This is a genomic window from Levilactobacillus brevis ATCC 14869 = DSM 20054 (genome assembly GCF_001433855.1).
GTDB classification, from domain to species: domain Bacteria; phylum Bacillota; class Bacilli; order Lactobacillales; family Lactobacillaceae; genus Levilactobacillus; species Levilactobacillus brevis.
On the sequence record NZ_AZCP01000003.1, the window covers coordinates 448,157 to 465,279 of the forward strand.

At 44.3% G+C, this 17,123-nt stretch carries 12 protein-coding genes; 4 read left to right on the forward strand and 8 right to left on the reverse strand.

Annotated elements, in window-relative coordinates:
• Positions 1–48: 48 nt before the first annotated feature.
• The gene (locus FC61_RS07930) at positions 49–1,419 is read right to left on the reverse strand and encodes a DHA2 family efflux MFS transporter permease subunit (RefSeq protein WP_035464150.1); all 1,371 of its coding nucleotides are present in this window, start codon (positions 1,417–1,419) and stop codon (positions 49–51) included.
• A 276-nt stretch (positions 1,420–1,695) separates the two neighbouring features.
• On the opposite strand from FC61_RS07930, the gene FC61_RS07935 reads away from it, so the two are divergent.
• The gene (locus FC61_RS07935) at positions 1,696–4,242 is read left to right on the forward strand and encodes a MucBP domain-containing protein (RefSeq protein ID WP_021741064.1); all 2,547 of its coding nucleotides are present in this window, start codon (positions 1,696–1,698) and stop codon (positions 4,240–4,242) included.
• Between the two features lie 127 nt (positions 4,243–4,369).
• On the opposite strand, the gene FC61_RS07940 is transcribed toward FC61_RS07935, so the two are convergent.
• On the reverse strand, positions 4,370–5,323 hold the full coding sequence (locus FC61_RS07940) for a tyrosine-protein phosphatase (protein ID WP_225353929.1): 954 nt from the start codon (positions 5,321–5,323) through the stop codon (positions 4,370–4,372).
• 175 nt (positions 5,324–5,498) lie between these two features.
• Complete coding sequence (locus FC61_RS07945) at positions 5,499–7,511, reverse strand: cation:proton antiporter (protein ID WP_021741062.1); 2,013 nt, start codon at positions 7,509–7,511, stop codon at positions 5,499–5,501.
• A gap of 192 nt (positions 7,512–7,703) precedes the next feature.
• Here FC61_RS07945 and FC61_RS07950 point away from each other — a divergent pair, with 192 nt between their 5' ends.
• On the forward strand, positions 7,704–8,306 hold the full coding sequence (locus tag FC61_RS07950) for a DJ-1/PfpI family protein (RefSeq protein ID WP_021741061.1): 603 nt from the start codon (positions 7,704–7,706) through the stop codon (positions 8,304–8,306).
• Between the two features lie 48 nt (positions 8,307–8,354).
• Here the strand turns inward: FC61_RS07950 and FC61_RS07955 are convergent, their stop codons facing one another.
• Positions 8,355–9,521, reverse strand: a complete 1,167-nt coding sequence (locus tag FC61_RS07955; RefSeq protein ID WP_021741060.1) for a DUF998 domain-containing protein — start codon at positions 9,519–9,521, stop codon at positions 8,355–8,357.
• Positions 9,522–9,659: 138 nt separating this feature from the next.
• On the opposite strand from FC61_RS07955, the gene FC61_RS07960 reads away from it, so the two are divergent.
• Positions 9,660–9,899 (forward strand): hypothetical protein, encoded by a 240-nt coding sequence (locus FC61_RS07960; protein ID WP_021741058.1) that lies wholly within the window; start codon positions 9,660–9,662, stop codon positions 9,897–9,899.
• A 67-nt stretch (positions 9,900–9,966) separates the two neighbouring features.
• Here FC61_RS07960 and FC61_RS07965 read toward each other — a convergent pair whose 3' ends face one another.
• From FC61_RS07965 to FC61_RS07980, 4 genes are all read right to left on the reverse strand, one after another.
• Positions 9,967–11,301, reverse strand: a complete 1,335-nt coding sequence (locus FC61_RS07965) for a dipeptidase (protein ID WP_021741057.1) — start codon at positions 11,299–11,301, stop codon at positions 9,967–9,969.
• A 26-nt stretch (positions 11,302–11,327) separates the two neighbouring features.
• Positions 11,328–12,842 carry a YfcC family protein gene (locus tag FC61_RS07970; RefSeq protein ID WP_011668708.1) on the reverse strand — a complete coding sequence of 505 codons (1,515 nt, stop codon included), beginning with the start codon at positions 12,840–12,842 and terminating at the stop codon, positions 11,328–11,330.
• 100 nt (positions 12,843–12,942) lie between these two features.
• A complete protein-coding gene (locus FC61_RS07975) occupies positions 12,943–13,773 on the reverse strand; it encodes a DNA-binding domain-containing protein (protein ID WP_021741055.1) in 831 nt (276 codons plus the stop codon).
• Positions 13,770–15,068, reverse strand: coding sequence for a sensor histidine kinase (locus tag FC61_RS07980; protein WP_021741054.1), 1,299 nt, complete (start codon positions 15,066–15,068; stop codon positions 13,770–13,772). Before FC61_RS07980 ends, FC61_RS07975 begins: the two co-directional genes overlap by 4 nt.
• A 100-nt stretch (positions 15,069–15,168) precedes the next feature.
• Between FC61_RS07980 and FC61_RS07985 the strand changes: the two genes are divergently transcribed.
• Positions 15,169–16,731, forward strand: coding sequence for a YfcC family protein (locus tag FC61_RS07985; RefSeq protein WP_021741053.1), 1,563 nt, complete (start codon positions 15,169–15,171; stop codon positions 16,729–16,731).
• Positions 16,732–17,123: the final 392 nt, after the last annotated feature.

Sequence of the window (17,123 nt, forward strand, 5' to 3'; positions counted from 1 at the left end):
GTTCAATCTTAGGCGGTCACTTTGAGTAAGTTATTAGCATGAAGAATGTCAGACTGGCCGTTTAAACTGCGACTGTAAGCGCCGTGCTGCAATAACCGCTCCGACTAACAGCAACAAGCAGACTAGAAAGCCGGCTTCAATACCGATGTGGCCGTTACCCGGGAAGGTGCGATTAACCAATGCGACCACTGCGATGATAATGGCCGTTCCAAATGAGGCCGCAACTTGTCGAATTGTATTGAAGGTTGCGACACCGTCTGGCACCATCTCATAAGGCAGTAAGCCCAGTGCGTGAGTCTGTAACGGAATTAGCATGGTGACCAAGCCTAGTTGTCGGACAGCCTGGAAAATAGCCAAGATGACTGGTGAACTACTCGTACCAATCAATGCTTGAAGTAGCGTTCCAGCACAGTCGATACTTAAGCCAATGGCGACTAGCCGTTTGACCGAAATTCGGTCGTACAATCGACCGCTCAACCGGGATAGCGTTCCCGTCAGCAGAGCACCAGGGAGAATCACCAGCCCTGAAACCAAGGCACTACGGTGCTGAATCGTCTGAATCAACAAGGGCAACAGAATGGTATTGCCATACATGGTCGCCACAATCAGCATGTTAACCAGTGTTGCTGTGACGAATTGCCCATGGTTGAACACATGTAAATTAATTAGCGGATCAGTGTGCCCCAATTGCGATTTAACAAAAATTAGACTAAATACAAGACCAATCAACAATAGCCCACCAACTTGCCAGCTCAGAAAGCTGGCGGTTGAAATGTTAGATAACCCCATCAGAATACACCAAAGACCGATGCTGACCAGCACGAAGCCACGGGAATCGAAATGCGGTGATTCGTTGTGGGGAATCTTTGGCAGGATAATTAGAGAAGCAACTAAGGTGATGAGGATGAATGGGATGATAATAATGAAGAGATAACGCCAAGATAGGTAGTCTAAGATAACCCCAGAGACGGTTGGCCCGATAATGGGGGAGAAGTTAAAGGCCAGGCCAATGATGCCCATAATGGCACCTTTTTTAGCGGGTTCGGCGTAGCGAATGGCCAGCACGTTGACTAGCGGCATCATCATGCCGGCTCCTACCGCCTGAATCATGCGCGCCACGATGACCAAGATGAAAGCGTGGCACAGGGCGCCTAATAACGTCCCAGCCAGGAAAATAAGGGTCGCTAATATGTAAAGATTGCGGAACAAGAAGCGTTTAATCAGGTAGGCACTCACCGGAATCATCAGCGCGTTGACCAGCATGTAGCCGTTGGTTACCCACTGAACCTGGGCCTCTGAGATATGAAAGGCGGTCATTAGCTGGGGCAATCCCGTATTCATCAGGGTCGAACACAGAATGCCGAAGAATGTCCCAAATACCATAACTATTAGGGAGCGAGAGATGCGTTTATTCGTCATTGACCAAAGTCCTTTCTAAATAGTTGAAACGAGCAACTATTTTACCGTATCATACGGGCAGATTTTGTCAACTTTGATTTTGTTCAGTGCTGCGCTTAAGCATAAAGTGGTTGCTCCAACAGGGAATAGAGTAGATAAAATTCTGACAAACGCTTTGTTAAAACGCATGTGATTTAACAAACAGTTTATCATTGAAATAATGTTATGTTTCAATAATTATGTTATGATAAACCTAACAATGATATGAAATAAAATTTGTGTGGGGGGATCATAAACATGAAAGAACCACAAATGCGGTTTAAACTTTATAAAGCTAAGACAAAATGGCTTGTTGCCGGGATAACAGCACTATCAATAATGGGAATGTCAATGACGGTGCATGCGGATACACCAGTTGAAAATGGGACGTCTTCGGAAATTAGTGAGGGTACCAAAAACCCGGTAACCACGGGACAGTCTGTATCAACCGTAACACTAAAAACACCTGCAACTGAGCAGACATCGGCTGAAAAAGCGGCCGCTACTACGCCTGTCGCCACGACACAGGGAGCTAAACAAACAGCTACATCAACGGGAAATACAGACACGACTGTGCCGGCTACTGTCGAGGAATCAGTTCCCGCCCAAAAGCAGGCTGCCGCTGCAGCTACCACCGATAAGGCTGTCACGACGGATTCAGTTGCATCGCAGTCGCATGTAGCAACTCCTACTAACCAGGGTCAAAAGATGGCTATGGCAACTAGTGCAACTCGTCAATCACGTGCGATGGTTTCAACCGCCGTAACAGCGACTCCTGCGTCGACTACATCGACTGAGACTGCGGCACCAGTCTCAGCTGCCGTGGTTACTCAGGATGGATTAGTCTATGATAATGCACCAATTGATGAATGGATGCCAAACAAAGGCATGCAAGAGGCTCTGTTAGCGATTTTTCAAAATGATCGCTGGTCTGCCCGTAATTATTATTTTTTAGATGCCGACTATGATTCGAAGCCAGGCGCTAAAGTGTGGAATAGTCTTAGCGATATTACGAAGAGCGATATGCTTCTTTTGAAAGGCTTTGCACTTCAGACGTCCTTTTCGACGCATATTGATGGTAAGAGTTCGTATTCAATTGAGGGCTTGCAGTATGCCACTAATTTACAACAACTAGATTTACTAAATACTTTAAATGCAACGCAAAATGGTCGGGTGCCTGGTTATTATCATGGCGATATTACCGATTTATCACCCATCAAGAACTTAACTAACTTAACTTGGTTACAGATTGCAAATAACCGAATTAGTGATCTCAGCCCACTGGCGAACATGAAAAAACTGACCTATCTTTCCGCGGTTAACAATGAGATTAGTGACTTCTCTATGTTGGATGCGGCCCAATTCACGAGTGGCTTAACAATTTTTGATCAGGTTATTCCACGTGAACCAGTTTATCTGCATCCGGGACAGGATACGATCACCTTAAACAATCTAGGGCTTAAGTTGCCACAAAATTATAATGCGACGGTAGGCCACTATGCTGAAGTATCATGGAGCGGAATTGATGGCAATGACTATTGGAGCTATTATTCTCAGAGTCCTCTTTTGATTAATGTTTATCGCCGGGGAGCCAATGGTGAGGCCGTAAGTGATACCCAAGTAAAATATACGATTGTAAAAAAACAAGTAACACCGGGACCAACAACCAGTAGTGCATCTGGAGATGGCGTTGGCGTACATCAACAGCCTTATACTTACTACTTAGCTGCGAGTTACTATGATGGATCAAATAATAAAATCGCCACTTACTACACACCTTACTTGACTGATGTAGCTGCGGCTGCCAATGTTACGGTGCATTATCAAGATCAAGATGGTAAAGCGATAGCGTCTGATACTATTTTAAATGATGGCCTAGTGGGTCAAACCTATACGACAACACCAAAAGTCTTGACCGGATATACGTTAGATCAAACCCACTTGCCAAGTAATGCAACGGGGACATTCGGTGATGAACCGATTAGCGTGACCTATGTGTATGATCAAATGGATGGTGCACCGGTAACGGTCACCTATGTTGACGATGCTGGTGAATCATTGATTGAGGCAAAAACGTTAACTGGAAAATACGGCGATCATTACACGGCCCAAGCAAAGACAATTACAGGCTATGACCTTAAGACAGTCCAGGGGAACCAGCAAGGTACATTTACCGATCAGCCACAAAGTGTGACCTTTGTTTATACCAAGCAAGCGGTTGTTATACCACCAGTTACAACGATGGTAACGGTGATCGTCCACTATCAAACGGCTAATGGTACGCCGCTAGCATTAGATAAAGTGATCACAGGTGCGCAGGGAGATACTTATCAGACGTCACCTGTATCGGTGAACGGGTATCAACTTGCCGAAACGCCAGCGAATGCTAGTGGGGTTTTTAATAAGGATGATACGATAATTTACGTTTATGCTAAGAATCCAAAGACCACAACAGGTGGTGCTGGAGATCAGGGAACCGTAGATAATCGGCCGTCTAACCCAAGCAAGCGGCCGGGAAACTCGGAAAAGAGATCGACTCAACCAGAAAAGCAATTGGACAAAAAGGGGAATCATTCAGCAGCTGACCAAGTAACGCAAATAAAAACGGCTCGGGGTAGTCAGGCTGCACGGGTATCAGAAGTAGCGACCACAACTAAACTTACGAAGAGCGTAGCTGAGCAGTCAACAACCAAGATGAGCTTACCGCAAACGAATGAAGCATCGATATCATCGAAGTGGGGAATTGCCTTGCTGGTTGCAGTTGTGAGTTGGTTCGGTCTGAAACGAAAGTCTTCGGAAAACTAATGCAATTGACGAGATGTTGAGATCCGCTCTGATCTTGGCCGAATAATGGTCATTATCTGGACTGGTAAAGAGAATGAACAAAAAGGACGCGATGAAAGTCACGTCCTTTTTACGTATCATGAATAGCTTATTTAGCAGACGTTAAATAGTTTGCTTGAAGTTGTTTTAATTGCGTGTTGGAGAGACCTAACCCCTTGTGTAAGAAATTATCCATGTTGCCATATTTGGCATCAATAGCTTTGTACATCGTGTTCAGGTAAGCCATCTTAACGGCATTTTGTGCCTTAAAGTTTTCGACGACAATTGGGGTAACTTCTTTACCTTGGGCCTTCCAGCCAGCTTCCATCTTCTGCAGGTTTTCCTTATTTGTTTGGGCTAAGTACGTGTTGGACTTTAAGTAATCTTGAGCAATCGCTTTTTTGTCAAACTTGAGGGCGGACAGAACTAGGGCAGTTCCCATACCGGCCCGATCCTTACCAGCTGAGCAGTGCCATAGGACGGCCTTGCCTTTAGGATTAATCAAAAGTTGGTGGAATAGTGACTTGTAGGCTTTTCGACCTTGAGCCGTGGTTACGGCGTCGTGGTAGGATTTTTCCATCATCTTAGCGCCAGCGCCCTTTTTAGAAAAGTCTGGGAAGGCACCGAAAGATTTAAAAACATTGGCTTTGACAAGTTTAACGCCGGCCATATGCACATCGGGACTTTGCTTTTGTTCGGTAGTGGTTCGTAAGTCAACATCGGTGGCAACATGGTAGGTCTTTACTAGTTTGGTTTGGTCTGCCTTGGTCAAATGTGACAAACTATTTGCACGAATGAGGCGATGGACTTTAATTTTTTGCCCGTGCTGGTTGACATAACCGCCGAGATCGCGGGCATTGCTAGCACCCTGTAACTTAATGTGAGTGGCCGTTGACTTAATAGCTTTAGCCTTAGTCGCTTTGGTCTTGGTTGCCCCAGCAGTCTTGACCGTCTTAGTCGTTTTAGCATGAGTAGCTGCCGAGACGTTCATCAGGGGTTGTTGCCATCCCAATGTGGTTGCTAATAATAGAGCCGTTACTAAAGTGCTTGTGCGTTTGTTCATATCACAATCTCCTCCTCTGGTTTGGTACATACTTAGAATACTAAGTTGATGTAAAAGGATGATGTTGATTGTGTAAAAGTCTGATGTCGGCTGACAACTAACCAACAAAGATATTTATAAGACCGGTCGACGATGATACAAAAACGGGCCCAGAATTTTTCCTGAGCCCGTTGACTTAATCGGTATCAATTGACTGTAAATAAGCCAATCGGTCGGTGGATACTTGTTCATTGAGAGCCTGACCTAGCTCACGACTAATGTTTTTAGTTGTAATCTGATCCTGAATATAGTTATATTCTTGCTGAAAAGCTGCAATGAGTAGCGTATTTTGTTCGTCAATAAAGTCTTGCTCTCCAACCAATTGTCGGTGGCGTTGATCGTATGCTGTCCGCACGATAGCAACTTCACGTGTATGGGCATGGGTCAACTGCTCATTCAAATAATCGATAACTGCTGGATAAGTTTGTTGGTCAATCAGACACAGTTGTTGGTGCGTGTGTTGTTTCTTAGCGACGGCTTCTTCGTGACTGAGACTACGCCAATTATCGCGTTGCTGGCGAATCGCCTGCCGTCGTTTCCGGGAAGCTGAGGTTAAGGAAAAGGTCTTGACGAGATTGAAGCGTAAAAAGAGCAAACTCCGTTGCCAACCATTTTTCTGATAACGAACCAAAGTGTTTTCTGCGGCGCGCATGTAAAGCTGGGCGATCTCAAGGGAAACTTGCTGGTGCTGTAGCATTTTCGTGACGATATCGTGCTCAAGATCGAAGCAATGATCGAATAATTGGGCTAACTGCGTACGGTTAACTTGGGGATCAGCAACCCGCTGACCATCTAAGACGTTTACCACGCGACTGGCATTGACCGAATCGCTGTGTTGCGAGGCAATCATCTGAATGGCGTCGTTAACCATGGCATTTTTAGCAGTTGCTAACTCAGCGTTAGTAAAGGTGGATTGCCGCTGTGGTAACAGCAGTGGCAACAACAATGTGGGCACCAGCAAGCTAATTAGAATTACAATTGACGCCATAAAGATCATATCGTTTCGAAAGGGGACAGCATGACCATTGAGTGTGAGTGGTAGTGAAAAGGCCATCGCTAACGTGATCGTCCCGTGAACCCCACTAAGCGCAATGATGAGGCTTTTCTTGTTTCGTTCAGCCTGGCTGGTGGCGAAAACTTGAGCGAGATTGAAGCGGGTCCATAAGAAACGGAGGATTGTCATGACTGCGTATAAGCTAAGCGCTAATCCCAATAAAATGGGAAGTGTGGTGCCGCCGGATTGCCGATGTAGATCGGTCGCTACTTGTGGCAGCGAGAGACCCAGAAGGACAAACACGATGCCGTTTAATAGGCTGGCCACCACTGACCAGGTACTGGTCAACACAATCTGTAATCGCGAACTGGTCAAACGTAACCGGTTTTGTTGAATTCCGTGAAGGAGACCAGTGACGACCACGGCTAAGATGCCGGAGACATTGATGGATTCGGCAACGAAATAGACAGCAAAAGGTGTTAAAAGGGTAATTGGCACAATGATCGACGGTGCGTCAACATTTAATTTAATCAGCCGTAAACGGAGACTGACGATGATAGCCCCGAGGATAAAGCCGACCAATAGGCCCCCAAAGAATACGTAGAAGAAGTTGCCAATGCCGTGCCAAACTGAGAACTGACCAGTTGCGACAGTAGCAATGGCTAAGTTCAGGGCAACGATGCCGGAAGCATCATTGAACAAGGACTCGTTTTCAAGGGTGTGCATCACGTCTGTGGGCACCAGCATATTGCTAGTAATTGACGAAACGGCTACGGCATCGGTTGGCGTGATAATGGCACCTAAAGCCAAGGCCAAGGCTAGTGATAGGCTTGGCAGTAAGAGGTGAGTAACGGCCCCGATGATGATAATGGAAACAATTGCCAGTCCGATGGCCAGTGAAAAAGTGGTTCCCGCTTGACGAGTAAGCCGTCCTGGACTAGTATTTTGACCATCGTTAAACATCAATACGGAAATAATTGCGAACATAAAAATTTCTGGCTCCAGATGGAAATTATGGTATACCGGCAGGAGCGCCAGTAATAACCCCATGCCAATCTGTAAAAATGCCACTGGAATCCGCGTTAGTCGGTAATGAATGAGGTTAGCAATAATCGCGGCAACGACCAGAAATAAGAGTAAGAAGATAGTGTCCATAACTGAGAACCTCCTGAAAACAAAATTAAGCAACCGGTAAACTTAGCATACCATGGTTAATTTTAAAAGAATAGGTCTATCTCTAAAATAAGGCGGCTTTATCTTGATTAGGAAACCCCATCATCGGGTAAATAAAGCTCAGATAGCTTTGGATTAGGCGTATAATCAGGACAATAACTGGAGGTGTTAGCGATGAAGCAAGCGTTGGTGATGTTGTATCCAGGTTTCTGTTATTTTGAAGTAGCGGTTTTAACTGAAATTTTGGCGTTTAAAGAAGAGGAGTGGACGGTCACAACAGTGGGGGCGGATCGGCAGAATTATTTGGGTGAAGATGGGTTACAGGTCCTAGCTGAAAAGTCCTTTTCCCAGGTTGATCCGTTAGCTGTTGATTTAATGATTTTGCCGGGGATTGACAATTATCACGTGCCGCTAGCTGACTCGCGGAATGTTGCCTTTCTACGCCAACTAAATACGGCCAGTCGACCAATTATTGCGGCAATGTCCAGCTCGCCAGTGTTATTGGCTAAGGCAGGGTTATTAGATCAGACCCAATTTACTGGTGGCCTCTTTGAAGAGACTTATGCGAAAAACCCGTTTATCCCGAAACAGAATTTAGTGCGGCAACCGGTGGTGGTGGATAATGGCATCATTACGTCGAGTTTCCAATTCTTTCGGGAATTTGCGATTACAGCGGCTCGGACTTGTGGGATCGAAGTGGGGGATACAGCTTTTGGTCCCGCCCGAACGGATCGCCCCTATACACCGGCAGAGTTAACTTATCATTATCCGGATTAAAAAACTGGCTAGTCCCAACCATGTGGGATTAGCCAGTTTTAAGTCGATTTATTCTGGTTGTTTAATCCACCCAGCAGTCCCGGTTGCGATTAGCACTTCGATACGATCTAGCAACATTAATAACCAACCGAAGGAAATAACAAAACCAATCATTTCAAAGGCAGTTAAGGAAAAATAGCCAAACACTTGAAATAAGAGCGCGGCGACCACTAGCGCAATTCCGACCCCGTCTGACAACAGCAAGAAGTCTCGTGTAATTTGGGGCAGTAGCCACCGAACACCAACGATTAGAGCGATGATTAAGTATACTAAAAAGACGGCAAAATGGTCATGAAGAGCGTGTGAATTGGCATTGTTGGGAAAAACGCCCACTAATCCTAAATCAACAGCAGTTAGCGTCAATAAGCCACGTAGCACCCATAATCGACGGGAGCGAGGAAACGATTCTTGCAGACTAACAAACAGGTAGTCGATGAGGGCAATCATCAGCAATGCTGAAAAAATCAGCGTGGCGTTAAATTGCCAACCGCCACTGGAAGCACCAGTGGTGCCAAGAAAGCTAAGATTGTGTTGCCACCAATATTTTTGATTGTTAACCGCCATCGCGATGACGACACCGCTAATGATTACGAGGGTGAGGACGGTCGATAAGACACTGGCGTCGATCATTAAGGCGAAGTAACTCATAGCTGTGTTAGTGACACTGCTAAACGCAAATAAGATAATACTGGCGGTTGCTAATCCAAAGCTGGCGCCGTTAAACAGCATCCCAAGTAGCCACATGCTTCCGGTCAAAATTAGACCAAGAATCAGGGTGAACGATAGGACAATGACGGGGAAGTTACGCCAGTAGATATTTTTAGTAAAATGATTCTGCGGATTATGGCGGTCATGGATAAAAAATCCAGCGAATAAAATAGCTCCCATGATTACCCCGAGAATGATAATGGCGGTAGCTAAGGAATAATTACCTACGAGTTTTAGGGTATGTAGTCCTTGGTGAATGCCATAACCGTAAAACAGCAGACTGACTATCAGGGCCGTGGCGAGGGGCCACAGGAGTGATTGGTGCTGAAAAAATTGGCGTCGTGGTTCTTCTAGCTGGACGACGAGTCGATCTCGTTTGACGACCAGTCTAACTGGAGTGTCTTTATTTAATTGTAGTTGTTCACTAATATCAGCCGGGATATTTAACTGAAAATCTTTTTGTGCCATAATGCCCTCCAAATCAAGCTATTACAATGACTTTCATTATAGCAAATTTTGAGCAGGGTGATTGTGAAAAGCAGGGGATGCTAGCAGTATCTTTGGATAACGGCGATCGCACAAGCGGGCTGGTGGTGTATGATGAACATGGAAAGTAGGTGGCATGAAACCATGCGTAAGGGGATTTATGGATTAACGGGGATTTGTTGGATAGCGATTGTGGTGATAATTGTTGTGGCAGCACGGCAACATCACTTATTACAATTAGCGCCGATTTATGCTTATAATCGACCGCAGGGATTGCTGGGATGGACCTTAGCCAGTGCGATTGTGCTGTCGATAACAAGTGGGCTCATGCATCGTGAGGCCAAGCGACAGTCACGGTAAAAATATCGGTGTAATCAAAAAGCTTCGGCCCAAGATGGCTGAAGCTTTTTGATTACATTAGATAGTCTTAATCTGTACAAAGCCGCCGAATAGCTTCGGCGTAAATATCCATCGCTTTATACATGCGACTGAGTTCCCAATTTTCATTGACCTGATGCATGAAGTCGGGAGTTCCCGGGAGCATCGCGCCAAAGGCAACACAGTTGTGCATCGTGCGAGCAAAGGTAGCGCCACCTGAAATTTGGGGTTGGGTATCGTCGCCAGTCAGGTCGTGGTAGGTGCTCATCAGAGTTTTAACTAAATCACTATCGGTTGGTACGTAGAGCGGGGCAACGTAGTCAAAGTTTTCATAAGTTAAACCAAAAGGCTTAACGGCTGTCGAAACTTGATTGATGAGTTGATCATGGTCGATTGTGACGGGAATCCGCATATCAATTTGCATACGTGATTCGGTTGGAGTAATGGTCAGGCTTGAAATATTAAAGGTTAAATGGCCTGATTGTTCGTCACTGACATCACCCAATAGGTTAGCGCCCGTGGCATCTTCTTTGAAGCACTTGCCAACAAAGTCTAATACCGGCATAGGAAAGACGTCATCGAGAGCGATGGCCAAGCGAAGAACAGCATTAGTTCCTTGCGGTGCCAGCATAGCATGAACGGATTTACCAGTAACGACCAATCCCGTCGAGGTCTTTTCATAGGCAAATCCATGACGATCCAATGCAGCCTGAACCTCGGCCTGTTTGGGACCATCATAAGGGGCTTTAGCCGGAACAGCATTGAAGGCATTTACCAGGTTTAACTGTAAGCTATCGCTACCAGGGCCCACTAAGTACGATTGTTGTAAGCCCTTTTCCGCGTAAATTAGTGGAAACTCAGCATCGGGAGCGATACCGAGATCGATAGGCGCTTCTTTTTCGTTATATTTAGCGATTCCACGCCACAAAGTTTCCTCGTCAGTACCAAAGATAAATCGAATTTTTTTATTGAAATGATAACCGCGATTTTCCAAAGCCTTTACCGCAAAGATCGCCGCAATAGAAGGGCCCTTATCGTCCTGAGAGCCGCGCCCAAAGATAGCACCATCACGGACAACTCCGGTGTAAGGATCGGAGTCCCAATCACTGGAATCACCAGCGGGGACAACATCAACGTGACCGATAATGCCAAATGTTTCGTCACCATCACCCGTTTCGGCATAACCATAGTAGCCATCAGGGTCTTCGTATGTGTGATAGCCCATTTCATGGCAAATTGCGAGAACTTCATCTAAGGCTAACCGAATATCTTGACCAAATGGCGCACCAGGGGCCGCCGTCGTGGTGTAAGAGGGGTGACTGATAAGACGCTTCAAAGCAGCAACTGCTGCATCTTGTTCAACTTCCGTAACGATTTTATCCATAAAGAGGTTCCTCCCTTAATTAAATACTAGAGTATGGCCATAATACCTAAGAATACACAGGTTAAAATAAACAGATAGATCATGAGCTTGGCAATAAATTTCCACCAAACATTGATGTTGACGTGAGCAATTGCCAAAGCCCCCATGACTACGCCGGAGGTTGGTGTAATCAAGTTGACCCAGCCAGAGGCGGCTTGATAAGCCGTGATCACGAGACTAGGTGCAACACCGGCGAACTTTCCAATTGGTCCAATAATTCCCATCGTAGCGGCGGCTAGACCGGATGTGGATGGAATTAAGAATGACATCGGAATGTAGAAGATGTACGTTAGAATGATGAAGAAAGCGGAACTCATACTGGATAAACCTGTTTCGCCCCAGTGTAGCACAGTAGCAGAAATATTCCCGTCATTCATGACAACTTGAATACCACGGGCAACGGCGACAATAATGGCTACACCAATGAAGTCGTTCATGCCACTGAAGAAGGATTCAATGAAGTCACTTTCTTTCATTTTGAAGACAAACATAATGACGACTGACATAAATAAGAAGAGCATCGTGATTTCGGAGAAATACCAAGTCCCCATTGGGGCGATGTCGGAGCCCAGGAGATTGCCTAAAAATGGAATTCCGGTTAGCCACTTAGTAAAGGTGGTGAAGAAAGTCCAATGTGAGTTAATCTGATCCCAAGGAATCAGCCCCATAATCATCAAAACAAATGTTAACCCGAAGAGCGACAATACACTCTTTTGACGACCAGTCATTTCTCCTTGATCAGCGTCTGTCGAGACTAAGAATCGTGCGCGGTCTTCGTCACGCTGTTCATAGAGGTAAGACTTCGTCGGATCTTTTTCAATTTTGGCGGCATAGTGATAAACGTACCAAATACTGAGAGCAGTGGTTAAGACTAACAGTAAGGCACGTGAGCCAATGCCGTCACCAGGAGTTAGGTTCAAGGATTGTGAGGCGACACCTGTTGCAAATGGATTAACTGTAGAGGCCAGGCAGCCGACCTGTGAACCAATTAGTGCGATACCAATTGCAACCAATGAGTCAAAACCAACACCGATCATGACTGGAATCAGTAAGGGGTAAAAAGCAATGGTTTCTTCAGACATACCATAACTAGTTCCACCAGCAGCAAAGAGAATCATGAGAATCGGAATTAACCACTTTTCTTTGCCTTTGAAACGGCGAACGATAGTTGCGATACCATCATCGAGCGCCTTGGTTCGGTTGACGACTCCTAAGAATCCACCAATGACTAAGATAAATAACGAAACATCGATAGCGCCAGAGGTCTTGTCATTACCAACCATGCCGACAATTGGCGACATGAAGACGTCCCAAATCCCTTGAGGATTAGCTTTTACCGCACGGTACGTGTGGGCAATGATATTACCGGCTTTGTCAGTAGAGTACTGACCTGCGGGAATAATCCAAGTTAAAATAGCAATAATAATGATGATGAAAAATAGAATGGTGTAGGCCGAGGGCATCTTAAAGCGACGCTTCGGCTTGGCTGAAGGTTCTTGCATAATCATCACTCCTTAAATAAATATATGAAAGCGGTTTGATTATACAAGATTGTGATTAAAATTGCATGAGTTATGCTGATAACTGAGAAAGTGATTAGTCCTAAGTTTGAACTAATCCGTCAAAAAAATGTTGGAGTGATGTTTTACCACCAGTTTGTCGAGTGCCCTCAAGATATAACATCTCATTGCGAACGTTCTTATATTCAAAGAGCAGGTTCGCTCGTTCCACAATAATTTCATCGCCCATATTGTCCATACAAAGATGAGCGAAGTTAGTGAGACCAACTTTAATTGCCCGCCGAATGCGTTGAAACATGATCTTCTTCTCGTGATCGGTGATGTGATAGGCTTGATGAAAGTCAATTTCGCGAAAGCTAAGCTGTTGGTCCAACATTAATTGGCAAACGGACAGAATATCGGCGGAACCGGCTTCTGAAGAGATCCCCAGAATTTTAAGTATTGAAAGAATACGATCTTTTTCATCTTGATGGGGATTAACCGGTAGAGGTTGGGCGGGCAAATGGCCATCAACTAATGATTGGATATCCGTGAGTTGACGAGTCATCTGAATACTTTGCGCGACCTTTTCGACGACCATTTTGACTTCAATAACGTTGATGGGTTTATCAATAAAAAACTCAATGCCAGCCTGGTAAGCTTCCGCACGGAGATCGGCGTCACGAACTTGAGAAATCATGATGAAGCGTGATTGCGTATTTCGGGCCTTGAGTTGCTGAACAAGATTGATACCGGATAGATCAGGCAGTAATAAATCGATTAAAATAATATCAACATGCATGAAGAGTAGATCGTGTAAGGCTTGCTGAGCAGTGTGGGCAATTCCCACAACGGTGTTAGTAGCCTCTTTTTCGAGAATTTGCTGTAGAACAAGTGGGATGGCCGGATCATCATCAATGATATAGAAATTCATGCAGACACCTCCTGACTAAGACGTTGTTTACTGAGGGTTACTTGAAAATTGGTTTCTTGATGAGGGATGGACGAGACTTGGATGTGTCCATTAAAGATATCCTGAACGATGTTTTGAACATGTGAGAGGCCAATGCCACGGTAGACATCACCCGTAGCTTCATTGAATTTAGTTGTAAATCCAGGATGAAAGATTAAAGCTAAAGTTTCCGGAGGGATACCACTGCCATTATCGCTAACATTAAGCAGAATAGTTGTATCATTATCAGCAACTGTAACGTGAATGAGGCCATGCGGCTGTCCGGCAAGTGCATCAACACTATTAAAGATTAAGTTTGATAGGATTGAAACAACGTAATAATGATTTGGAATGACGAGATCAACATCGCTATGGACGTCAATGATAACGTCCTGGTGTTTTTCCCGGATTGCGGAACGAATGTAAGTGAGCGTGACTTTCAAAATATCGGCAAGCTGCATGGGGCCATTTTGACCGTCATCAAAGTAGTCACCGAGACCACGCATGACATTTTGATAGTCTTTTTTTATCTCATGGACATCTCTGGCGATACTTAGTGCCATGGCCTGGTTTTGGGGTGAGCTTGCTGAACTTTGTAAGCTTTGATTTAATTGATAGGCATTTTTCATGACATTTTCAATCTCACTAATGTTTTTTTGCATAAAATAAACATCACTTTTTACGGATGAAGCCACCCAGATGAAATGATAATAGCGTTGCTCGTGATTTTCTGCACGCATCATGAGGGTGAAGTAGTGGTATAGGAATGCTAACAAACAACTGGTAAGACTGCGAACTAAAGCGGTGATGAATAGGAGTTGAAATAACTGATAGCTATAATGGCTAAATCCAGTTAACAGGCTAACTTCTAGTAGGTTTGCTAAGTAGTCACACAACAGAATGGTGAAGAAAAAGGAACTATTATTTCGTTGACCACGTCGCCAGTAGAGTAGATCATACAAAATGCCATAGCATAAGTAGAAAGCCATGTCGGTTACGATGAATTGGGCAATGTTTGTCCAGCTGGCATCGTGGCTAATGAACAGTAAGACACCGCGGAAAATTGGTGAGGCTAATGCAATGGCACCAGTTAATTGAATCGGATTAAGGTCGCCATTGAAGTAGAGAAAAATCGGCAACAGAAAAACCGACAGCGTTAAGATGAATCCGGGCGTGTAAGTTTGAAAGTTCACTTGAGAAGCTAATGCAATACAAGTGGCCGCTAACAAAATACGCTGAGAACGTTTGCGACTAATAAAACGTGTAGGCTTGAACATAGGCCACCTCCTAATTTTTAAATCAACTTTGAAGCAATTTGAAGTTTTACGAAAACGCTTTCTATACTGGGTATTGTAAATAACGAAAGGAGAATATACAATGGCGAATGCTGAAGTTCAACCACCAAAAAGAAGATTTAAGCTTAAAATGCCGGGTGCATTTGTGATCTTATTTATTTTGACAATCTTAGCAGTTATGGCTACTTGGATCATTCCGGCTGGAAGTTATGCAAAGTTGACGTACAATCAGTCGACAACTAGTTTACAAATTAAGAATCCTACTGGCAAAACAACTCGGGTTCCAGCTACGCAGAAGGAATTAGATCGGCTTGGCGTTAAAATTAATATTGAACAATTTACGTCGGGTGGAATTTCTGAAGCCGTTTCTATTCCTAATACGTATCAACGTTTGAAGCAACGGCCAGCTAGTTTATGGGCAGTAACTGGGAGTATGGTGCGTGGGACCATTGAAGCGGTTGACATTATGGTCTTCATCTTTGTCTTAGGTGGCCTGATCGGGGTCGTTAAAGCTAGTGGGGCCTTTGAGTCAGGACTAATGGCCTTGACAAAAAAGACGAAAGGCCATGAATTTCTTTTAATTTTTTTGGTAGCCATATTGATGGTGCTTGGGGGAACCCTGTGTGGGATTGAAGAAGAGGCAGTGGCATTTTATCCCATTTTAGTGCCAATCTTCATTGCGATGGGTTATGATTCGATCGTCTGTGTCGGAGCAATTTTCTTGGCAAGTTCAGTGGGGACAGCATTTTCGACGATTAACCCCTTCTCTGCGGTCATTGCATCCAATGCGGCCGGAATTGATTTTACACAAGGCATTGTTTGGCGGATCATTGGTTTAGTAGTGGCAGCTACCTTCCTCATCTTCTACCTGTATTGGTATAGCAAAAAGGTAAAAAATCAACCAACTTTTTCATACACGTATGAGGATCGTGAATCGTTTAATCATATGTGGTCAGTAGCTTCTACGAACGATCAAATTAAGACCGGTTTCTCCATGCGAAAGAAATTGATTTTAACATTATTCGTTGTGACCTTCCCAATTATGGTTTGGGGAGTTATGTCACAAGGCTGGTGGTTCCCAACCATGGCCTCGTCATTCTTGGTGTTTGCTATTATTATTATGTTTTTAACAGCAACGGGTCCTAATGGCTTAGGAGAAAAAGGGGTGGTTGATGCCTTTGTTGCAGGTGCATCGAGCTTAGTAGGTGTTTCATTAATCATTGGGTTAGCCCGGGGAATCAATTTAGTTATGAACGAGGGTCTAATTTCCGATACGATTTTACAATACTTCTCGTCGCTAGTTGCTCATGTGAGTGGTCCAATCTTTATTCTCGTCTTGATGTTTATATTCTTTATACTAGGTTTCATTGTGCCATCTTCATCTGGATTGGCTGTGTTGGCAATGCCAATCTTCGCACCATTAGCGGATACCGTCAACATTCCACGGTTTGCCGTCGTAACGGCTTATCAATTTGGACAATATGCCATGCTATTCTTAGCGCCAACTGGTTTGGTTATGGCAACCTTGCAGATGTTGGATATGAAATATTCTCACTGGTTTAGATTTGTTTGGCCGGTAGTCGTATTTGTTCTCACCTTTGGTGGGATACTGTTGGTATTAGAAGTATTAATTTCAGGTGTTTAATAAATCTATTGGGCACGCCGATAGACGCCTCAAGAATCGATCTGATTCTTGAGGCGTCTATCTTTTTTGTTGAATTTGAAAACTTAGCGTACAATATTTTGAGAATAGATTTTCTAATCAAAAAATCATAATCTAATTTTATGCAATTTTTAAGGGATATTTTCATTTAATGTCTTGGATATACATTTTAGATGTATATATATTTTGCCATATTCAAGTGCCAACTCAAAATGTATGATCTTTCACATTCTAAATGCGAAGAAATATAAGAAACCGCTTTCAACAGGAGGTATGATGAACTCGTACTTAAGTGATGGGAGGAAATAAACATGACAAGTCCGATTCACGTAATGTCCGAAATTGGTAAGTTAAAGACGGTAATGCTCAAGCGG